At 41.2% G+C, this 22475-nt stretch carries 14 protein-coding genes, 3 tRNA genes and 1 pseudogene; 5 read left to right on the top strand and 13 right to left on the bottom strand.

Translation table 11 applies throughout. The annotated features are described in order from the left end of the window. Window positions 1-62: 62 nt before the first annotated feature. Together MSKOL_RS04395 and MSKOL_RS04400 are read right to left on the bottom strand one after the other, a co-directional pair. A complete protein-coding gene (locus MSKOL_RS04395; protein WP_048153948.1) occupies window positions 63-3917 on the bottom strand; it encodes an AAA family ATPase in 3855 nt (1284 codons plus the stop codon). Continuing rightward, window positions 3907-5220 (bottom strand): exonuclease SbcCD subunit D, encoded by a 1314-nt coding sequence (locus tag MSKOL_RS04400; RefSeq protein ID WP_231592437.1) that lies wholly within the window; start codon window positions 5218-5220, stop codon window positions 3907-3909. Before MSKOL_RS04400 ends, MSKOL_RS04395 begins: the two co-directional genes overlap by 11 nt. A 324-nt stretch (window positions 5221-5544) precedes the next feature. Here MSKOL_RS04400 and MSKOL_RS04405 point away from each other — a divergent pair, with 324 nt between their 5' ends. Further along, complete coding sequence (locus MSKOL_RS04405; RefSeq protein WP_048153950.1) at window positions 5545-7887, top strand: tetratricopeptide repeat protein; 2343 nt, start codon at window positions 5545-5547, stop codon at window positions 7885-7887. Between the two features lie 352 nt (window positions 7888-8239). On the opposite strand, the gene MSKOL_RS04410 is transcribed toward MSKOL_RS04405, so the two are convergent. Next, window positions 8240-9625: an ATP-binding protein gene (locus MSKOL_RS04410; protein ID WP_231592439.1), complete on the bottom strand. Its 1386-nt coding sequence runs from the start codon at window positions 9623-9625 to the stop codon at window positions 8240-8242. A gap of 222 nt (window positions 9626-9847) precedes the next feature. Here MSKOL_RS04410 and MSKOL_RS04415 point away from each other — a divergent pair, with 222 nt between their 5' ends. From MSKOL_RS04415 to MSKOL_RS04425, 3 genes and pseudogenes are all read left to right on the top strand, one after another. Continuing rightward, window positions 9848-10594 carry a DUF429 domain-containing protein gene (locus MSKOL_RS04415; protein WP_048158148.1) on the top strand — a complete coding sequence of 249 codons (747 nt, stop codon included), beginning with the start codon at window positions 9848-9850 and terminating at the stop codon, window positions 10592-10594. Between the two features lie 379 nt (window positions 10595-10973). Beyond that, window positions 10974-11888 (top strand): hypothetical protein, encoded by a 915-nt coding sequence (locus MSKOL_RS04420; RefSeq protein WP_231592440.1) that lies wholly within the window; start codon window positions 10974-10976, stop codon window positions 11886-11888. A 366-nt stretch (window positions 11889-12254) separates the two neighbouring features. After that, window positions 12255-13500 (top strand): annotated as a pseudogene (locus MSKOL_RS04425) (IS110 family transposase). Between the two features lie 322 nt (window positions 13501-13822). On the opposite strand, the gene MSKOL_RS04430 reads toward MSKOL_RS04425, so the two are convergent. The 6 genes from MSKOL_RS04430 to MSKOL_RS04455 all read right to left on the bottom strand — a co-directional run bounded on the left by MSKOL_RS04430 (window position 13823) and on the right by MSKOL_RS04455 (window position 16850). Continuing rightward, window positions 13823-13907, bottom strand: a tRNA-Leu gene (locus MSKOL_RS04430). Window positions 13908-14021: 114 nt separating this feature from the next. Beyond that, window positions 14022-14109: transfer RNA gene (locus tag MSKOL_RS04435), tRNA-Leu, on the bottom strand. 308 nt (window positions 14110-14417) lie between these two features. Then, entirely contained in the window at window positions 14418-15218 is an 801-nt protein-coding gene (locus tag MSKOL_RS04440; RefSeq protein ID WP_048118588.1) for a DNA-directed RNA polymerase subunit D, read from the bottom strand. Between the two features lie 84 nt (window positions 15219-15302). After that, window positions 15303-15683, bottom strand: a complete 381-nt coding sequence (locus MSKOL_RS04445; protein WP_011305118.1) for a 30S ribosomal protein S11 — start codon at window positions 15681-15683, stop codon at window positions 15303-15305. Window positions 15684-15685: 2 nt separating this feature from the next. Beyond that, on the bottom strand, window positions 15686-16339 hold the full coding sequence (locus MSKOL_RS04450; RefSeq protein WP_048118591.1) for a 30S ribosomal protein S4: 654 nt from the start codon (window positions 16337-16339) through the stop codon (window positions 15686-15688). 22 nt (window positions 16340-16361) lie between these two features. Further along, a complete protein-coding gene (locus MSKOL_RS04455) occupies window positions 16362-16850 on the bottom strand; it encodes a 30S ribosomal protein S13 (RefSeq protein WP_082091031.1) in 489 nt (162 codons plus the stop codon). Window positions 16851-17337: 487 nt separating this feature from the next. On the opposite strand from MSKOL_RS04455, the gene MSKOL_RS04460 reads away from it, so the two are divergent. Further along, the gene (locus tag MSKOL_RS04460; RefSeq protein ID WP_048153954.1) at window positions 17338-18105 is read left to right on the top strand and encodes a class I SAM-dependent methyltransferase; all 768 of its coding nucleotides are present in this window, start codon (window positions 17338-17340) and stop codon (window positions 18103-18105) included. A 227-nt stretch (window positions 18106-18332) separates the two neighbouring features. Here the strand turns inward: MSKOL_RS04460 and MSKOL_RS04465 are convergent, their stop codons facing one another. The 4 genes from MSKOL_RS04465 to MSKOL_RS04480 all read right to left on the bottom strand — a co-directional run bounded on the left by MSKOL_RS04465 (window position 18333) and on the right by MSKOL_RS04480 (window position 22475). After that, complete coding sequence (locus MSKOL_RS04465) at window positions 18333-19901, bottom strand: hypothetical protein (RefSeq protein WP_048153956.1); 1569 nt, start codon at window positions 19899-19901, stop codon at window positions 18333-18335. Continuing rightward, entirely contained in the window at window positions 19894-20601 is a 708-nt protein-coding gene (locus MSKOL_RS04470; protein WP_048153958.1) for an ABC transporter ATP-binding protein, read from the bottom strand. The genes MSKOL_RS04465 and MSKOL_RS04470 overlap by 8 nt, the downstream gene beginning before the upstream one ends. Before the next feature lie 579 nt (window positions 20602-21180). After that, a tRNA-Ser gene (locus MSKOL_RS04475) sits at window positions 21181-21263 on the bottom strand. A 210-nt stretch (window positions 21264-21473) separates the two neighbouring features. Beyond that, window positions 21474-22475 (bottom strand): RNA-guided pseudouridylation complex pseudouridine synthase subunit Cbf5, encoded by a 1002-nt coding sequence (locus MSKOL_RS04480; protein WP_048153960.1) that lies wholly within the window; start codon window positions 22473-22475, stop codon window positions 21474-21476.

The raw sequence follows: 22475 nt of genomic DNA on the forward strand, positions 1-22475 counted from the left end.
TTCATAATAGAAAGGACGTACATTTAAATTCCTATCCGGCTCTTTTACGCTTTAACTCTCTTTTATACCGCATCAAGATCTACAGCCCTGATTTCAGGAAAACTTTCTACAAGCATCTGTACGGTTTCAGGATGGCAAGTGAAATAAAAAATCTGATTGTCTGATGCAAGGTCCTTTATGGCTTCACATGTGCTTTTGCAGCGTTCAGGGTCAAAATTCACCAGCACGTCGTCAAAAACAATCGGGAGAGATTCCGAATGCCTGCCGAATTCCCTGATGAAACCAAAGCGCAGGGAGAGATAAAGCTGTTCAGCCGTTCCCCTACTGAGTTCCTGAATGCTCTTCTGGCGTCCGTTCCGGTCTTCAACATAGATTTCGGTAGAGTTGAGTGGGGAATAAATCCTCGTGTACCTGCCTCTGGTAATCTTTGAGAAAAAAGCCTGGGCTTCCACGATAACTGCAGGCTGCCTTTCCTTTTCATAGACTTTGACTGCTTTAGCAAGGATCTCACGGGCTAAGACCAGAGAAGCCCATTCCCTTGACTTTTCGTGAAGTTCTTCCAGCAGGCTTTCCTGCATTACTCTTGCCAGGGAACCTTCACTTCCTTGTTCGAGCTGTTCAATCTGATTTCGTATCGCTCCACGCCTGTCTATAGTATCCGAGGTCTCCTGTTCCAGTGCTTTCAGGCATTCTTCCAGACTGTGGTTTTCTTCTTTCAGGCCTGAAAGATCAGAAGCTTGCAGTTCTTCTACGAAGACCCCGTAATCCTTTTCACCTACGGAAACCCTCTGGATCTGCTGTTCAGCTTCTCTTTTTCTGTTTTCCAGCTCGGTCCGCTGAGCCCAGAGCCGGGCGTTTTCATAGAATTCTTCTTCGGTCTCTGCAGAACCGGAGTCCAGAAGAACTGCAAGCTCTTCAGTAGCTTCTTTATATTTATCCAGGGCTGCCTCAAGTTCAATTTTAAGTTCTTCAGATCTGGTTTTCAGTTGCTGCAGGTTTCTTGTCTCATCGGATGCCTTTTCAAGGTCTGAACGAAGTTTTTCAACCTGGGAGTCAAAAGAGAGTCCGGAAAGTGAACGTCCACATACCTGCAGTACTCCGGCTACCTTTGCTTCATAGGCTTCTATCGATGTTCTGCTGGAAACTATCTGTTCTTCAAGTTTCCGGATTGCCCGCTGCCTGTCAAAGCACGTCCGGATTACCGAAAAGATTTCAAGTACACTTTCTACTGAAAGTGAAGGGTCAAGCCCGTAAGTCCCAAGCCATCCAGTCCACTTTTCTGCCAGTGCATCACGTGCCTTTGTCTCCTCAAGGAACCGGGTTTCCAGCTCTTCTTTTTTACGGTTAAGACCTTCGGACTCAGCCTCAAGTTTTCTCACTCTTTCGGCCTGGTTAAATGCGAAACTCACGTCCTCCCTGAGCTTTGCGATTTCACTTTCAAGTGCAATTCCTGAAATAGGCTTTCTGCAAGCCTCCAGAATACTACAGGCTTTTTCTTCGTACTTTTTAACAGTGGCTTCTTTGAGCGTTACCTGCTTTTCCAGTTCGTTTATATTCTTTTGTTTTTCCAGGCAAGCCCTGATTGCAGAAAGGATCTCAATCACATGCTCAGGAGAGAACTCCGGGCTGAGCCCTGAAGAAATAAGCCACCCTTTCCATTCCTGGAGAACTTCTTCCTGCTTTGCCTCTTGTGCCCGGATAGTATCTTTAAGTTCTATATAACTTGCATTTAACTTATCCAGCTTCTTCTGGAGCTTTTCCTCCCTCTGGCGCAGCTCCCAGGTAGTCTTCAACTCAACCATGACCCTCTGCAGCTCATCAGCTTTCTGTTCCCGTACTGAGGGGTCAGGAATGTCTTCAAAGCCACACTTTTTTGCACGGGTTTTCATGGATGCTTTCAGTGAATTAATCTCTCTGAACAGCTTTTCCTTTGAGTCCTTTACGTTCTGTTTTCGGGACTCAGCGTCTTCCAGATGCTCTTCCCCTGCAAGGTGGACTGAGGACTTATTAGTAGCTTTTAAGAAGTATACCGCAGAAGTCGCGAAAAGGAGTAAAAATATGACAAGCCCGGAAAACAGGGTGCCACTAATGCTTTCGTATACCAGGCCAATGCAGCCTGCAAGCAGAACCATTCCTGCAGGCCAGAGGGGTAGACCATCCTTATCTTCGGTTTTCTGAGGTCTTAAAGCTGCAAAAAGCATCTCTTCTTTTTCCAGGCTTTTGAGTTCGCCTTCTTTTTCCCTCAGGAGAGGGTGGGCCACCCTGAGATAACTTACAGCTTCAAGCTCCTGCTTCACCTCTTCAGGCCTGGGAAGAGTCGAGTATACCTCAAGTTTCTCTTTTAGGGCTTCGATTTCCTCACAGACGTCTTTAATTTCCCCAAGGGCAAGTTTGAGCCTGTCGCGGTATCTCTCAATTGTTTTTTCTGCTTCGTCCATTTCCCTTCGTTTTCTGAATACAGTTTCTTTTGAAGGGATTGAGTGCTCAAAAAGATCAAGGGCGGCTTCGTCCCATTCTTCCCCAAGCCCTGACAGAGTTTCCCTGAGTTCTGCCTTTCTATCCTGAAGTTCCTGAGTTCCGGAAAGGAGAAAGTCCTTATCAGACTGGTATTTTTCAATTCCGTTTCCAAGTTCGATAATCTGGTCTCTATGTACAAGGAGGATTTCTTCAAAAAGGTCATTTTCTTGAAGGACTCTTTCAATACTGTTAAGGATCTGCTGGAGTTCGTTTCTGGTCTCTTTTATTTTATCCTCAATTTCGTCTACTGACCTTCGCATCTGGATAACGGCTTCCTTTGCAGGAATTGAACGGTCAAAACGCTCCAGAGCTTTCTCATCCCAGGCCGGGCCAAGTTCCAGAAGAAGCTCAGAAAATCCGGCTTTTTCCTGCCTGAGGTTCATTTCCAGAGAAGGTAGAAGTTTTTCTTCAGACCTGTACTTCTCAATTCCGCTTCCCAGTTCCAGCACCGCATCTTTTTGCTTCAGAAGGCTTTCGTCCGGGGAAAGGCTTCGTTCTTTAACGGCATTTTTATCCAGGTCCTGCTGCAGCCTTGAAATGGTCTCCCTTATTTCTTCAATTCTTTCCTGGAGCCTCGTAAGCTTCTCTTCCCCTTTTTCGGGGAAACTCTCAAGCCCAGGTAAGCTTTCAAGTGCAGTTTTTGACTCACAGAGGATCTTCCAGTCTTCCCAGACGGAAAGCAGGTTTTGAATGTCGTTTAATTTTTTCCTTATATTCTGAGACTTTTCTTTTAGTTGGTCAATCTCCAGGGTTTTCTGTTCCAGTTCAAAATGAAGCGAATCGTATTTCTTCTGGGCTCCTTCAAGTTCGGTAATTTTTACTTCAGTTTTCCCTATTTCCCTGAACAGCTCATTTATAAGAGGTTTACTACCTCTAGGCCTATACAGGTTGGTTTCAATGCTGCTGATTGAGTTCATCAATCCTGAAATCGAAACTCCAACTCCAGTGCCTGCACTGTAGAGTTTACTGTTGATGCTCTGGTCGTTCAGAGTCTCAAAACTCTGCAGTTCTTCAAGGCCAAAAGCATAGATATTTTCAAAGACATTTCTGTCTGCGTGGCCCAGCAGTTTAATAAGTTCAACTTTACCCCCTGTATTTCCATCTGGAAGCACAACCTTTACATCTTCTTTTCTGCCCGGATTTCTTTCTATGACCCATCGGTCTCCAGTAGAATCGATGACTGCAAGCCTTCCCCCATGCTTTCCCCCTCCAAGTGGAGGATAGAGGTTGCAGAGCCTTGTGTTAGGGATACCGAAAAACATCCTCCGGATAAAAGTAAATAATGTCGATTTTCCTGCTTCGTTTGCTCCCGTAAAAATGACCAGGCCGGAGGGCAGGTCTTCCATCGACAAGCTGGAAAACTTGCCGAAACCATCAATATGGATGGCATTAATTTTCATTATCTTCCTCCGTGAGTAAAGCATTAAGCAGGATATTTTCAGCGCGCTGAAGCAGGTAGTTCATTTCTTCATCATCAATTCTGGCAATGTGTTTTCTCCCGTTTCTGGAATCAAAAAGAGGGGATAGGACTTCACGAAACTCATCCAGGGCTTTTTCATCGGTCTTCAAGCCCTCTACGATTTTTACCAGATCTCCCACAAAATCTTCCCTTTTCAGAAGAAGCTCTCTTTCTACGGGAAAGAGTGTATCATCCTCTATTCGGTCTACCCAGATGAACTGCCGGCCCCAGGTTTCGCCTTCCCTGAGCAAACGCAGGAGGTCTTCAAGAAATCCCTCCTGCCTGAGAATGTGATGCAGCGGCCCCCTCCCTTTAAGGGCAAAACTGCAAATCACAGACCTTCCTCCGGAATTTTCCCTTATGGCATCAAGCTGGCTTTGAAGGCTTTCTATTAGCTCCCCTTCTGTTTCCAGGCCCTCTATGGAAATTTCCCTGATATGCCAGCGGACAGAGTCGGTCTCTATGAACCTTGTAGAAATGTCTCCTCCTGATGAAACATCCACAACAAAGCACCCCCTGGCACCGTTTTCTCCGGGATGCCTGCCCTGCGGGTTTCCAGGATATATCACAACCGGATCCTCTTTACAAACTATAGAAGGAGTATGGATATGGCCAAGCGCCCAGTAGTCATAATTGAGCTCCCTGAGGTCCTGCAGAGTACAGGGTGCATAAGGTGCGTGCTCCGGGTTGCTTCCCACGCTGCAATGCAGCAACCCTATAGTAAACGGCCAGTTACATTCTTTTTTTGGAAAGTTTTTCACAAGATTTTTCACTATGTGCCGTGCTGGATAACTCATCCCCACTATAAAAGCGGCAGTTTCTCCTTCCTTTTTGAATTTCACAACTTCGGCCCTGTCCCCTCTCATGATATGTACATTTTCGGGCCATGTAAGGCTTGCAGACCAGCCGTCAAGAGGATCGTGGTTCCCGTGGCATATAAAAACCTGAATTCCGGCGGTTTCGAGCTTCCTGAGCCCCTCTATAAACCTGACCTGAGCATAAAGACTCTTGTCGGCACTGTTATACACATCCCCCGCAATAAGCAAAAAGTCGACTTCTTCTTCCATACAGAGCTCTATAATTGCCTCATAAGCCTGAAAGGTAGCTTTCGCAAGCCTTTCCCCAAGTTCAGGATCAATTCCTGAAATTCCTGTAAATGGACTGTCAAGGTGTAAATCCGCAGCATGGACAAAACTCAAAGTCCCGGCCCTGCCAGAATTTGCCGACATTTTTGTTTTTTTCATTGGAGATACCACTAACATATTTATAATATTTATACCTCCAACTGTATATAAACCCAATTAAATATTCTGGTTTGAGGAGTTCTGGTTTGAGGGCTTTAGAAACGAATTTTAAAAATTAGTAGTAATTTTATAAGTGTTTCTTAAAAGTTAAAATCTTCAACTAAGGAGCTTACTGGAACTTCAGATTTGTACAGGTACGGTAAGACTTTAAAAACTATTCAAATTAAGAGTACGGCTTGTTTTACAGTGATGGACTTTACGTTTATTTTTTGTATGTTTTATATATAGAGATGCCTTTTATTACCTGAATTACAATCTACCTCTATGTCCAAACAGATTATGGATGCAATATCTCGGATTCTCGATACCTCTTTAATGCAAATTAATACTGGAAAATCTAAAAAAGCGCTTGAAAACCTTGCAAAAGCCGAAAAACTTTCTGAAAAGACAAAGCGACCTGACTACATATGTTCGATCCTTATGTTAAAAGGGAGAGCTTTGCTTGCCGAGAAAAGGAAGGAGGAGGCCCTGGAAGAGTTCCAGAAACTAATAGAATTTATTGTGCCCCTCTTTCAGGCTGACCCCGGAGAACCTGTGCATCAGTACTATACCTACAATTCATTTGGTTTTACTATAAAGGCACTCTCTGAGTTTGACAGTGTTTCAAAAATGGAGGAGTATTTATACAGAAATAAAAAAGATATAAATCAAATTCTTGACACTTATGATAAGCTTATTGCCAGAGTTCCGGATAACCCGGAGTACATACATAATTACTTGAAATTTTTGGAAAATATCAGTACCTTTCACCTGAGGGCCCAGAAGACTGAAGCTGAGCCAGACCTGGTCGAAAGAATCGTGCAAAATTATGGGAAATTATTTGAACTGATATCTGGAAAACAAGAATTATTTGATAACCTGAAGATGATAACCGAACAGTTTAGAGATTATTGTCTTGTATTTGAGAACTTTGAGGAAGCAAACCGGGTCTTTGGGCAGATCGAAGAAATCTATAAAAAAATCCTCATAAAAGAACCCGGCAACAAAGTTGTTTCTTCTCAGCTTTTATCCTTATACGAAGTTTCCGGGGACCTGTACACAAAACTTGGAAATATAGAGAAAACTGAAGAAACATACCTCCGGGCCATCGACTTCCTGAACGAAAAACTCCAGAAACATCCTGGGAATAGTTCTTACATCAAGAAACAGCGCGAAATATACCTGACTCTCAGTAGGGCCTTTTATGAAGAAAATAAATATGAAAAAGCGACTCAATATGCTGAAAAATCCCTTGAAATACTCAAGGAATTAGCCGGGAAAAAACCGGAGAACCTGCGATATCAATACAAGATTTCCGACTATTTTACCGAACTTGGGGAGCTGTTTGGAGATATCGGGAACATAGAGCGTGCAAAAGAATGCCGCATGCAGGAAATCGAAATATACAGGAATATTCATGAAAGAGACCCTGAAGACGAAATAAGTGTAGCAAATATAGCCGCCACCATCGACCAGATCGGCCACCTCTACGCAGGAAAGGGAGATACGGAAAATGCAAAACAATACTATGAACAGGGCCTTGAAGCCTTTGAAAAACTGTTTGAATCCTATCCCGAAAATACTGACCACAAAGTAAGTATCTCAAATACCCTGGATTACATCGGGAGAATGTATGATGCGGATCTTGATCTCGAAAATGCTCTAAAATACTATGAAAAATCCCTCGGAATAATCGAAAACCTGGTGCAAATGTACCCGGAAAATTACATTTACAGGGAAAATCTCATCTGTACACTGAAGGACGTTGAAGCCTTTGCTGTCAGGCAAAAACAATATGAAAGTGCAATCAAGCACCGTGAGCGCATCACAGAACTGAGCTTCCAGATTGCCAGCGAGAATCCCAAAGACCGGGACTACAAAAAAGAACTGGCTCTTTCCCACGAAGAACTTGGGATGCTTTTTGAAAATGTAGGAAAACCGGAACTTGCAAAACAGCAGTACTCAAAATCAGCCAATGTTTACAGGAATATCCTGCAAGATAAAAACGAAGAAGATATCGTGAAAGACCTGCTGGCTATGGGATTCCAGAGGCAGGCAACTGTGTTCATGCATGACAAAAAGTATGGTCTCGCGAAAGAATACCTGGCACTTGTCCGCGATTACTATGAGGACTTATACGAAAAAGCTCCTGAAAAACCGGAAAACTGGAAAAGAGTCTGTGAAATTCGGATCCTTAACGGGATTTTACATGAAAACCTTGGGAATTACGATGTAGCTATCCCAATTTATGAATCGGTCTTCCCGATTCTGAATAAACATCTTGAGTCGGACCCCGATAACCTTGAATACCAGTCAATAATGAGTGTTTTAGAGACCCAGTTAGGCATTACATTTCATTCAACCGGCGAGTATGAGAAATCAAAAGAGGCCTTTGAAAAAAGTATTCTCCTAAACACACAAATACTTGAGGAAGACCCTGAAAATTTCTTAAATCTTGGTGCGGCAGCAATAACATTTACAGAATATTCAAAGTTACTCACAGATATGGGCAAAGAAGAAGCAGAAGAATACGCTGCAAAAGCTAACAAAATAAAGGAGAAACTTGATAAAATGTGCGGGTCTGATGGAGTTATGACGGAAGATCAGGAGCCTGGAAAAGAAGTTTGAAATCCAAAAGAACAGATTTTCATAAAAACAAATTGCATGACAGGGTGTGTAATAACACCCTTATGTTTTTCCTGGCAGCCCGTCAGTAATAAATTAATGTTTATTCAGGTTCTTCGTGTTTTTGTGTGGGTATCCCATAATATTCTCATAAAAACCAATGCGGTCTTGAATTGAAGATCATCTTATCACAGGGAATGACGAAGAGCCAAATTAAATAGAACATGAAATTTTGTTCCCTTTATGTTCTCATTGCCCTTTTTGGATTGATTTCTCCTTTTTACAAATGATTAATCAAATTAGATTAATAATCCCAAAGACATTTCTTCTTTGGCAAATGCTCAACTCGAAAAAATCAGGGAATAAGCTCTTCCAGTTCCCATACAAGGAATCCATCATCTTTCAGGTGTTTTCTGCCTTTGACTTTTCTGGCCACTATCCCTACTTTCAATTCCTGACCAGATATTCTTCTTACTAATTTTGCTTTATCGAGTGTTAACTCCAGGATCTCTCTGGCCTCGCTTTCACCCAGTTCTTTATTCTTTACTTCAATTGCCAGGACTTTTCCTCCCTGGCGATTTACTCCAAAAATATCAATCTCATCCCCCTTCCTGTTCCACCAGCTCCCTATATCCGGATAATCGCTGATCGTCTTTTCAACCAGCAGTTCACGGACAATATCCTCGAATATCTTGCCTGTGTAACTCTGCCATTCTTTCCGAACCTTTTCCAGCATGGGAGAATAATTGCCTGCCACATACTGGCTGTACATAGGATATACGAAGCGGCCATAGAACCTGAAGAAATTATCTTTTAGAAAATAACGTCCTCTTTTGCTTTTTTCAGGACTGTCCGTGACAGGTATCCGGTGTTCCACTACTCCCAGCAGGTCTATGAGGTCATAAAAATATGGTGACAATGAGTTGGAAGAGACATGCGTCAGATCCGAGATCTCGCTCATCGAGCATCTTCCCTGCGATATTGCTGAGATTATCTCATAATATGTGGAGTGCTCCTTCCCAAATTCTTCAATTAGAATGTCCCTCACTTCATTTTTAAGCGGTGCAAACTCGCTGAATATTAGCTTTTCAAGGGCATCGTCAAATCCTGTGCACTGATACTTTTCAAACAGGCGATAGTAATAGACAGTCCCTCCGAAAAGGAAGTACAGATTCAGTTTTTCTTCCGGATCTTTTATACCCATGTCACCGAGCATCTCAAATGTCTCAAGGACCGTAAAGGGTTTTATAGTCAGAATATTGTCAGCACGTTTGAAGAGTGGAGCCTGTTCTTCAATGAATATTTTTCTTATCATGCCAATAGAAGACCCGGAAACGATAAGAAAGACCTTGCAATTGTCTGGCTTCATGTCCCAGTACCGCTGAAGCTGAGTAATGAAGGACGGGTATACTTTCTGGAACCTCTGGAATTCATCAATCGCTATTATCAGGTCCCTGTCATAAGAGGTGATAAACTTGAGGAAATTCTCCGTTTCATCGACTTTTATGTAATCCGGCAGGTCCAGTTTCTCCTTTAAAAGCTGGTCGAATTCGTCCATCAGAATGTCGATGCTCTTGTTGCTGTCAACGAAAAGATAAAGTGCTTTCCTGTTCCCTGTGAACTGCTTGATCAACTCGGTTTTTCCTGCTCTTCTCTTCCCTGTTATGACGAGAAAAGATGGTTTCCCCTGATCGAGCAGTTCCATAAGTTTAAGTTCTTTCTGCCGGTTGTAGAATTGCATAATGATTATTTTTGTAATCATTATATTTAAAATCATTCTTGAGGGGATTTCGGATTCATTTTAAAGCACAAAGAATGTTATGCCTGCTGTATCCTTCTCGTTTATAAGCCATTAATTCAGTTTTTACAGGCATATGAAAGGACTGTCAACTATGCCTGAATAATAACTCCATTCAAAGCTTCCTCTGAAAGGTTCTATATGCCTAAACTACAAACCCTGAATATGGATAAAAAAATGTTTGTTGGTGTAGACGGTTGCAGAGCAGGTTGGTTTGCAGTTGCACTAACAGAAACTGATAGCTTTGGTGTGTTTCAGTTTTCTAAAATCCCGGATCTCTATAGCTATTTTTGTGATGGCAATACTCATGTGCGTATACTTGTGGACATCCCTATTGGTTTAGTAGATAGCAAATCTAATTTCAAGAGAAGGTTCTGTGATGTAGAAGCTAGAAGCTTATTAAGACCCTACAGGCAATCCAGCGTTTTTCCAACTCCCTGTAGAGAAGCCATCTATGCAAAAAGCTACGAAAGCGCTTGTGACATCAATGAAGAAGTTACAGGCAAACGACTTACAAAACAAACATGGGGAATCGTTCCAAAAATCAGAGAAATGAATGATTTTCTTATAGCCACAGATTCTGCTAAGGAAAAAATAATAGAAATCCATCCTGAGATTTGTTTCTGGGCTCTTGCCGGAAAGCCGATGGAGCATTCTAAAAAAGAAAATGAAGGCTTTAACGAAAGAAAAAAGCTGCTGCAAGAAATTTGCACTTTTACAGATGAAATTGTGCAGAATGCACTTTCCAAATATAGACGTAAAGACGTAGCAAGAGATGATATCCTTGATGCTCTGGTCGCCTCTGTAACAGCAAAATTATCTTTTCAGAGGGGACTAAAATCTATTCCCGAAATTCCTGAAAAAGATTCTCAAGGTCTTCCTATGCAGATAGTTTATACAACGGTTTGCTAATAGGATTCACAGCAGGTCGTGTCCACGATTTATTGACAAATCTGAAAAACCGGGTATATGCTCAGGGATTAACAAAGATGCAGAGAGATCCTCATGCTTATGGTTTTCAATAATCTACACCCACGACCTCACAGCATTGGGAATAGAAACTACAAAGATCAAGCACAGAGATTGCAAGATCAAAACGGAACTTCAAATCAGAGTAAAGAAGATAAAAAGTTTAGTGAAGGGATATAGGTAACTCGAATTTTTAGTAAGCTAGTGCAAAGTCTATGCAAAATTTGTAAATAATTGAGTACAAAAAATTTAAGTGTTTTATATTTCTTCTACTTAGTGTGATGTTCAGACAAGGATTATAACTAACAGGGTGGCGTGAAATGTGAGCAAAATATTTAGATATGCAATAATAACTTTGTTGATATTTTGCATAGGCTGTATCGAAAATGAACAAAGAGCGATCGTGACAAACATTGAAAATAATAATTCAACCAATGAAATTGAAATAAATCTTGTTGAGGGCTACTATAAAGAACTAGATAAAGCCGAAGAAATGGCTTCTTATATAAATAATATCCAGCTAATAAATTATTATAATCGCCCTAGAATGGATTATGTATTCGATGAAGAAGTATTTTACATGAATGAAAGTGAGCTAGAAAAAGTTGAATATGAAAGAGCAATGATAACACTTAATAGACAACCACTTCATTTTGTAAATCTCAATAAGATCGAAGAATTTGGGACATCGGATTATAATAATACTCACATAAATTCAATTGTGTATACAGCATTTACCCCAATGTATAATCTTGATGATGAACAAACAAATTGTATAATGTTTTCCAGAAATATCCTATTAAAACATTGTTCAACCGAAGCCGAAAAAAATACATTAAGTGAGTACTTTAAAACATTAGATACATGGAGCAAATTCAAGAATAGTCTTGTATATGCTAATGTACCAATGAATAATTCAGATGAAAATAGAACATTTGTAATTGATAATGTCGGAGATATGGATATAATAATTGGTTTAGAGTGGAAACAAGCTGATATGGAACAATATTTCGAATTTCTAGATAAATCTGGTTTTGATTCATCCGATAATATGTTAAATTTTGCTCGCCAATTTAGAATTGCGAAACAAAATATTAATAATGAATCATCCTCTAGAAAACAAGAACAGATATATGAAGCAAGAGAATTTGTAATTGCCAATTTCCCACAAAACAGTAATGATATTGATAAATCGGATATTCAAAAGTATTTCAAACGGTGTGATGCCAGAACATAAATGTATTCTCCAACATTTTTTAATGTAGGTCATTTATTATTTCAAGTTTTTAAATAATACTTCACGTTTTTTATCATTGAAATCACCCTCATTTTGAATTTATCTTCAAATTACCGACCCAGTTCCAAAACAAACATGAAATTCTTCGAATAACAGGCACAAAGAAATGAAAGTACCTTTACCTTACCTTTTTTGACTATTGATTTCATCATTACCTTGGGCAGGAAGGTTGTACTAGATTTGGTTTTAAAAACCTTTCCAAAACTAATCAGTGAATTGTCATCGAAGGCTTAAATGTGACTTTGATCACGGATGCAAAATTGCCTTTTAGGCAATTCCACTGCCCAAAAAATGGGGTGATTTAAGTTGATTGGAATTGTAAACAAATCTTGTGGTTTAGATATCCATAAACGTTTTTTAATTGCTACTATTCTTAGTAAGTCGGGTGAAAAACAGCAACAACGTTTTGATAGGAATGATGAAGGAATTTTAGCTCTTAAAAATTGGGTTGTATCAGAAGAATGTGATGTTGTTGCATGCGAATCAACCAGTGACTTTTGGGTACCTATTCATGATTCATTGATAAAGCATCTACCTGTTATAATTGGAAATGCTCGAGATATGAAGGCATTTACACACAAAAAAACAGATAAAATTGACTCAGAAGTTATTGCACAACTTGCACTTAATAATATGATTCAGCCATCAAAGAGTTTTCCCAAAAGATCAGAGGGAATTTCGTTCATACATTCGACTTCGTTTAGCACTTGTTAGAAAAAGAACAGATATAAAAAATGAAGCTCATGCTATTCTTACATCTGAAATGTTTAATTTACATGATGTACTGGCAGATATTTTTGGTAAAAATGGCGTAGCAATTCTATCAGGAATCTCTTCAGGTAAAACTGTTGACCAAATTATAGAAAGCCTTTCTCCAAACGTTCGTAAAAAAAGTTCTCAGATAAGAGAGACTCTGGATAGAGAAATATCTCAAAGTGCAGCAATAAGGCTTCAAATATGTCTTAAATTAATAAAGCACCTTGACGATGAAATAGAAGTTTTGGAAAAAGAAATCTTCATTTATTCTTATGGAAAGCATAAGCGTGAAATGGATATTTTGATGTCAATTCCAGGTATTGGAGAAATAGGTGCAGCAACTCTAATTTCTGAAATTGGAAATTTAAGAGATTTTCCTTCAGGAGATAAACTTGCTTCATGGCTTGGAATAGTTCCAAATGTGTATCAATCTGCTGATAAATACTACAAAGGGAGAATCACAAAGAGAGGGTCGAAAGTAGCAAGGTGGATTCTAACACAGATAGCTCAGGCAGCAGCAAGAAAGAAAAATAGCAGATTAAAAGAGTTTTTTAACCGGAAAATGAAGTCTATTGGGTATGCTAAGGCAATTATTGCGTTGGCAAGAAAAATAGTTACGATAATTTGGCACCTTATCACAAACGATGAGATGTATCAAGATGAAACAGGGTATCAAAAAGGAGAAGTTCATAAGAGGAAAATTGTTGAGACTGAAATCTTTTCGGTTGATGAACGCATAAAAATTATTAGTGGGATAATCGCGATTATGGAAAAAAAGGAAGAAGAGAGTACTTGAGGAAGATGTCCTCATGTACTTTCATGCAAAATCTAGTGATAAAAATAAGTGTAACATCGACTCTGTTCCAAAATCTAGTGATTTTTTAATTTCTTGATTGAAAATCTAAATTCTTAAAAAGAATTCAGTCTTCAATCAAAATTAATATTCGATATGTAAAGCCTTCAATCTATAAGCATAATCACAAGGATTATAATCAATTACAAAATTTAGTGATTTTTAGTTATATGTTCATCACTAGATTTTGGAACTGAGTCTTACCTGAAACAATTAATGAAAACAATACAACGAATAAAAAACCACAAAATGAACAAAAGGAAAGTGCGAGGGATGGGATTCGAACCCACGAATTCCTACGAAACTAGGCCCTCAACCTAGCGCCTTTGACCTGGCTGGGCAACCCTCGCATAACGATATCTTACAATAAAGAATTTGAAATTCTTTACAAAAATAACTTTTAGAAACGTATGAAAATTTGAAGTTTTTAAGTTAAATGTTTTAAATTGACAGACTAAGAAATTTGGTGCGAGGGATGGGATTCGAACCCACGAATTCCTACGAAACTAGGCCCTCAACCTAGCGCCTTTGACCTGGCTGGGCAACCCTCGCATTTCGTATTAATCTGTGTCTAATCTATGTTTAATACTGTTTCATTATGATAATCCGGCGCGCTTTACGCCTTGCACTCCCTCACAATATCATGGATAATATATAAACGTTTCGAGTCGTGAAGGTCACCGAGAATAAGTTTTGGAAGAGCGTAAATAAGACAGAATGTCTCCTGCAGTACTCAGATACAAAATAATAATATGTAAGGCGCAGAGAGTCCAGAGAAATATCTACTCATTGAAATATTCAGAGCTCTATCGGGCCTTAACCTCAAAAAATTGGATATGGGCCTGTACCCGAGCTGGAGCTCAGAACTGGTCCAGAATGCTCAAAAGTTCTTCAGCTCTGCCTTTGACCACATTTGACGCATTAAGGGCAAGATCTTTGGCTGTGTAAGAACCATCGGACTCCATTGTAAATACAAAAGCGTTCTCATCGAAGCTAATGTTTATTGCGTGGATGTCACAGACCTGCTCGCAGAGCTTGCAGAGTGAGCACTTCAGGATATCCTCGTCAGAAACTCTGGCACCTGATTCTTCAAACCGTATAATGCCTTTCGGACATTCGGTTGCACAGTGCCCGCATGCATCACAGTTTGTAATGGTTATAATAGGCACGTTCTTGTAGCCGCAAGCGACTCCTGCCTGCCATTTAACACTATCCCTGCCGTAGCCCATATGAGCGAGAGCCTCAAGCACAAGTTTCTGCCCTTTTTTCAGTTCAACAATCGGGATATTGAGATCAGCAGGCTGTATCTTCGGGTCAGAGGATATAAGATCCCGTGAATAAACCGTGCACGGACCTTCTGCACTCAGGGTTAAGGAAACCTCGCAGGCAGGACAGCCCTCTCCTCCGCAGACATCGCATTCTGCCTGTGGCACATACGTCTCTACATCCGTAACAAGCGGGATTAAGGACAGACGTAGAGCCAGTTGCTCATCATAGAGTACCGATGTATTGTCGTAAAGATTCACATATTCAATCGCAAGCGTTGGTACATCTGCGACCATAGCGCGCCGAATGCCGTTGGCAAAAGATGTGCTAACTTTTGAAAGCACGAATTTTGCAGATCTATCCGATAACTCCAGAATGTCTACTTCCATCGTCATATTCCTTAATTTCCCTTATATTTTAATGCATTCAAAAAGAGAATTTTAGAAGAATTTCCTGAAGAAATTCTCTGGAGAATTCTCTTAAACACGTCTTCCGCCTTTCGGGCGAGTGCCGTCGTGCGGGACAGGAGTAACATCTTCAATCCTGCCAATCCGGATTCCTGCTCTTGCAAAAGCCCTGATTGCAGCCTGAGCGCCCGGGCCCGGGCTTCTCTGCTTGTTCCCGCCAGGTGCTCTTACCCTGATATGGATACCGTGGATACCCTTATCCCTTAGCTGGTCAGCAAGCTGTCCTGCCATCTGCATGGCAGTATAAGGAGAGCTCTCATCTCTTGCAGCTTTTACAACCATACCACCGGAAGACTTTGCAATGGTCTCAGCCCCTGTGATGTCGGTTACAGTAATAATTGTGTTGTTAAACGAAGATTTGATGTGAGCTACGGCCCATTTCATGTCTGCCACGATTATCTCCTCCCTCTCTTTCTCTTTCCGCCGCCTCTTTCAGGAGGTTTCTCTCTAGCCTGTTTTGCTTCTGCAACAGCCCTTAAAGTAGTTGTGCTGTCTGCTAGGACAGATGCCACCTGCACAGGCCTTTCAGGGTGAGATTCGCTAACAAGCGGAGAGGTTCCATAGTACCCGATATGCATTTCATCTTCCTTGGAGACGAGCATTCCAGGAATTGTAGCCTTTCTACCGTTTATTGCGATATGTCCGTGAGTGATAAACTGGCGAGCCTGGATGACTGTCCTGGCGAGCCCGAGACGGAGAACCTGGGTCTGGAGTCTCCTTTCGAGAATATTTTCAGTTTTTAAGGAGAGAATGTCGTCAATGTCAGCGTCCGACTTGATGATACCATAGCGGATAAGCTTCGCAAGAATTTCCTCGGACTGGGTCTTTTGATGTCCTTCAAGTCCTCTTTCCTGAGAGTTTGCAGCGCTTGCAAGTAATGTTCTGGCTTCAGACCTGTACATCCTGAGCTTACTGGCTGCTTTCCAAACTTCTCTCTTGTTTCTGAGGCCGTATGCTTTTACAAGCTGGACTTCAGATGCCATCCTGGCTTCCTGCCAGGGGTGCTTAGGAGTCTCGAAACTTTTACTTTGTTTACCTGGATATGCCATTTAAAATCACCTGACCGGAAAATCACTTCTTCCTGCTGACACCGACAGTTGACCCGCGGCGGCCTGTAGATTTTGTTCTCTGACCTCTAACCTTAAGGCCTCTTTCATGCCTGAGTCCTCTGTAAGCGCGGACCTTCTTCAGGTTGTTAATATCTTCCCTGAAAGTCAGTAAGATATCTGTTCCAAGCAGGTGCTTGTCCTGTCCTGTTGCCAGGTCTTTTTGCCTGTTCAACATCCAGGATGGAACAATCTCCTCAAAATTCCCGATTGCGCGGTCTAGCTTTGCTACTTCTTCATCTGGCAGATATCCAAGTGTAGCAGTAGGGTCTACCCCTGCGCCCTTTGCGATAAGGATAGCTGTGCGCCTCCCTATTCCTGGGAGACCTGTAAGGGCGTACTCTACGGGTTTTGCCCCCTGCAGGTCGGTATTCATAATCCGAACAAGATGCCTTAATTCTTCATTATTCTTTTCTTCTACCATATATTCCCTCCAGGGGAATGTATACAGCATCCTGTAGCCCCTGATCGAATACCCTAAAAGAATACACGAAAAAGTCAGGAGCAGCTCTCTAAAGGAGCTTCTTTACAGCACATACTGATGAATTCATTTACATGCTGTTACCAGTATATAAGGATATCTGCGTTTATCCCTAACTGAAAGCGATGTTCGGAAGGACTAAAAGTCAATAGCAGTTATGTTGGCCGTGGCTTGATATCAGATATGCTGTAAAAATGTAGAAAAGCATATTCACCAGCAGCAACATAGTTTTTTCAAAGAAATAAAAATAGGTCGGTTCAAAGGCAGTCCTTCATAAAACAGTAATGCTGTGACCTTAACCACCCTTCGGGAAATATTTCCCGAAGAGAGTCTTCAAGAGTAAATGTGGGACGAAGAGACATGGAGATACAGCTATAAAGGTAATCTCAGATAAAAACACCCATAAGAGAAGGAATTTAGTGCTTAACCGATGACCAATGGAAGATAAGGAGTATGAACAATGGAAGAAATAACAATCCACGAATTTGATTTTGCCCTCATCAATGAATTTTTCACAGAGCTTGACCGGCAGGGACCCGGCAGCCCCGAAGAAACCATCAGAGCATTAGGTTTTATCGACAATCTTTCAAACAAAACAAAAATCGCCGATTTAGGTTGCGGTACAGGCGCTCAAACAATGGTTCTGGCACAAAATACAGAAGCAACCATCACCGCCCTCGACCTCTACGCCGGCTCGATTGAGAAACTTAACGTAACAGCCGGAAAATTTGGTTTACAGAACAGGGTAAAAGGTATTGTCGGTTCAATGGATAATTTGCCGTTTCAGAATGACGAATTTGACCTTATATGGTCTGAGGGGGCGATTGCCAACATAGGTTTTGAAAAAGGCTTGAATCACTGGAAGAGGTTCCTCAAAAAAGATGGTTATATTGCCGTAACATATGAGTCATGGTTTACTGATGAGCGCCCCGCTGAAATTGAGAAGTGGTGGTTAGACGCAGTTCCTGAAATTAGCACAATAGGGCATAATATTTCCATCATGCAAAAAACAGGTTATATCCCTGTTGCCGCATTTACGCTGCCTGAGACTTGTTGGATAGACAATTATTTTATTCCGCAAAAAGCAAGGCAAGAGGAATTTTTGAAAAAACATGCTGGAAATAAAATCGTTGAGGATCTGATTGCACTTATGAGGCGTGAGGCAGACTTATATTCAAAGTATAAACAGTATTATGGATATGTATTTTATATTGGGAAAAAAATATAATATGATAATGGTTTACGCCGCCACTTCTATTGGAATGTATTGAGGAAATGACACGGCTTATGGATGGTGGTGGAAACACGACACTTAGATAATTTATAGTTAGCTTTTTCTCCTATTCGCCATACCACTTCGGACCAACTTGGCCCGAAGTCCCGGAAAGGAGTTACCCTTATGAATAGAAAACGCAATAATATCTGACCTCTTTTTTAGTTTACATAAAGCCGCTATTACCGCAGCTTAAATGTCTTTGGTGCAAGCCTGTATGCAAGAATCAAGGCGACGGCGATATATACAATGCAAAATACTGAAATCAACGTGCCGAAAATTAGAGTCGGGACTTTCTTACCGATGGCAAAATAACAGACAAAATAAGTAAAGGAATTAACAATGGCAAAAGTGCCACTTTTTATTTCTAGATTGATATTATAGGGCTGCAAAAGATAATATAACACCATGTTGTGCACCGAAAAAAATACCGACATGGCGATAATGGAAACAAACAGCAGCACATAATTAAGTGCGTTATCCGTTCCGCCTGTAAACCATAACAGAATCGGGAGCCCGATTGCAATTACCGAAGCGGGCATCAAGTTTATCAATAGAATGGATTTCAGCCGTTCCGTAAAGAGAAACAGAATTGTACGCGGTTGCCTGTAAAACCGGTAGGCAAGCATACTGTGGTCACAGTTCATAAACATGGCCTGGGTAATAACCTTTCCGCGATTAATAAAATACATGATGAACAGAAAATAAGGCAAAAAGGTCAGCATCATCCCGTTTATTTTCGGTTTTGCTTCCGGGAAAAGAAAACAGGCCATGATGGAAAGCACAAGCACTGCAAGGGAAATCAAGGTGATATGTTTGGCCGATTTGGTCAGCAGACTGCTGTGCCGCTTAACAAAAAGGTCGTTGAAATACTGATAACCGCTTTTGCTACTTGTTGCCTTAAAGTCTATATTATTTTGCAAAGATTTTTGAGTAGCACGTACAGCCATATCTTTTCTGTTCATAGCAAAATTATCCGCTGTGAGAAGTTCCTTGCAAATCCTCCGGTATTCAGGGAATTTGAGCACATACAAAAAAGAAAACACAGCCATAACAGCAAAAATGATAAACAGAGCGAGAAAAACAGCTCCATTCATGGCATAGCCGAGAAACGGTGGGAGGTATGCCGCAGCCAATGATACAGCAATGCCAACCAGAGCAACCGAATCAAGCTTATTTTCATTTTTTGCATGGCCGGTTCTGACATAATCATGAAGCGCGAGGGCAGTAAAAATCAGTTTTACGGAAACAACAAAAAGCGGCATCAAAAGGCAGATAGCGGTAGGCACTCCGGAAAGCCGTCCGAGAAGCAGCGTGAAAGGCAAAAACCCGATAATGATTTTCAAAAGGAAATAGAAGTAATTCGAAAGCGTATACTCCCGCGCGTTCATTCGCATGAGAAAAATGGCATAATACTTGTCTCTGGTGGGATGAAATATATGCGTGTTAAGGAAACCGCCCGTAATGGTAAGAAAGAAAAACATATGCATGAAGCTGTTCGCAGGGCTGCTTTTCATATGATCTTTTAGAAGAAAGATAATAATAAACAGATAGAGCAGTTTGCCAAAAAACATCGAGATGATCTCCCACAGGATGCTGACAAAATTGGCAAATATTTTCAGCCCCGGGCTTCTATAGAGCGAGACCGGCAGCAGCCTGTTGATGACAGGGATGGATTTGAGCGAATAGATGAAGCCATTGGCTTTATACGTGTTTTTCAGCCTGAAGGACATAATGAAAGCTTCAATCATACTCATCCCTCCTGAGGGCCTGAATAATTTTATTCTTAAAGGCCTCGTTGTTGAGGTCATCCTTTTCCATTTTTTCCAGAACCCCGCCGCTCAGGATTACTATCTCGTCGCATAAATCCAGCGCAAGCTCCATAATATGAGTGGAAATAATAATAATGTGGTCTTTTTTAATCTGGCGAAGCAGAGTCTTCATCTCGTCGGCGACCACAACGTCAAATGAGGTCAGCGGCTCGTCTAAAAGCAGAATGGCTGGATTTGCGATGAAGCTTACAAGCATTTGCATCTTGTTTTTCATACCATGGGAATAATCTTTCAAAAGCCTGTCGCGGTCCTCGCGTCCGATCTTTACAAAATCAAAATATTCGTCAATAGGCTTAATGTCCGGAATTTTATTCACGTTGATGTCAAGAAAGAACTTTAAAAACTCCCTCCCTGTTAAGAACTCCGGAACGACTGGTGTCGACAGAACATATCCGATATCGTCTGGATAAACTTCTCTCTTTACTCCATTTTCTTCAAAGAGAATTGAGCCGCCGTCAATCCTCAAATCCTCATTGATGCAGTTAAACAGCGTGGTTTTGCCTGAGCCGTTTCTCCCGAGAAGTCCGTAAATTTCCCCTTTTTCAAAGGCAAAGCTCGCACCCCGCAAAACCTCTTTTTTGTCAAAACTTTTTACGATATCGTTCAGGATCAGTTTCATTTTCAATATTCCTTCTCTGTTTGTTTCCGATTGTTTTTTTCGTTCCCGCCTGAAATCAATCGATAATCTTTCAACGGTATTCTTACCCTGACATTGTCAGATCAACTTCTTTTTTCGATAATAATTCCTGTATTATTCCATCTCTCCCATGCTTTTAAAAGATTTTTATTCATAGTTTCATTCTGCAAATCCTATATCTTTTAATTGAGAACCTTTTCTTTTACAAACTTACAACCAGTTCCAGCAAAAATATAGGCATATTAGTCCCAGGAGCAAGAATTTATTCAACTTCAATCAAAACCTCAAGTATTTATGATCCTTTTAGCCTGCTTTTTATAGGAGAAGTACTCAACATTACAGGTACAGTGGAAATCTTCCTCTTGATCTTTTTTTTGAAGGGATTCCAACTATGGTTCTTCAAGATAAAACTGAGTATTAGAAACTACATTCGCAATAAAACCAGACATGTCTGCAGATTTAAACATAATGTAGAAAAGGCTATAACCTAATTTAAAAGAGGCTTATAGCATAATTTAATAGAGGCTTATAAACATAATTTAAAAGAGGCTTAAGAATATACGCCGAGGGGGAGATTCGAACTCCCGAGGGGCTAGGCCCCACAAGCTTTCCAGGCTTGCGCCCTACCACTAGACTACCTCGGCACATGCATTACAAAACTTATACCTAACCTTTGGTCAAGCTTTCTTTTAGAAAGGTTGTGGTCAAGCTTCCCATTGGAAAGATTGGCATAAAGCTTATGGCACGACTTATACCATAACGGAAATAGTGATATATAAACCTTATTCTAAAAGATGAGGGTTCCAAAAATATGTTATGTGTTATGGCTTACCGCCATACTCCTTTTACTCCTTCTACTCCTTTTTATTCCAACCTCTTGGATAAGTTCCCGTCTCCATCATAATCCGGACCGGGGTAGCTGCAAGTCCGGTCGAAGCTTTGAGGAGCTCTTCTGTACTCATTTCAGCCTTTGCAAGGGCAACAAGCTCACCTTTAAGAGTAAACAACGCTGTAAGCTCTCCTTTCTTAAGGTTTGCATCTAGGCTTGTTATGCCCGGAACTGCCAGAGTAGCTCCTGAACAGACTGCATCTACTGCACTGTCCCGCAGGATAATTTTGGGAAGGTGAGATACAGCCGTTTCCATTGGCATGATTACACGCCGGATTTCAGACTCATCCTCATCTTCCTTCCAGAGTACATATGCATCTTTGAGATCCTGGAGAGTGACAAGTGTTTCCTCGGTAAACGGGCCTGCTTTTGTCCTTCTGAGTTCCTGCATATGTCCGCCGCAACCAAGAGCAAGCCCAATATCATGGCAAAGTTTCCTGATGTAAGTACCGGCTTCGCATCCTACACGAAAGAGCACAAAACTCCCTTCAATTTCAAGCACTTCAAGGTAATAGATCGTCCTTACCCTGACAACGCGTTTGACAGCTGATTTGATAGGAGGCATCTGGTAGATAGGGCCAGTAAATTCCTCACAGACCTTCCTGACTAGTTTTTGAGGCATTTCCTTATGAAGCTTCAAGAGACAGACGTATTCCTTTCCAGAAAGACGCAGAGCAGGGACCGCCTTTGTAGCCTTTCCAAGTAAGGCGGGCAAAAGCCCTGTAACCTTGGGATCAAGTGAGCCTGCATGCCCTGCCGTACCTACGCCCAGAATAGCTTTTACCCAGGCTGCAACCTCGTGGCTTGTCGGCCCCTTTGGTTTATCAATATTTACAACCCCTTTCTCGATATATTCGAGAATAGGGCGCTTTTCAGGGTAAGAACCGTAAGAGGGGTTTGTCCAGGCGCCGGATTTCCGGACCAGAGTTCTTTCAGTTTCGGACGGCAATTTGCCAGCAGGTGACAT

It is taken from the genome of Methanosarcina sp. Kolksee (assembly GCF_000969945.1).
GTDB classification, from domain to species: Archaea; Halobacteriota; Methanosarcinia; order Methanosarcinales; family Methanosarcinaceae; genus Methanosarcina; species Methanosarcina vacuolata.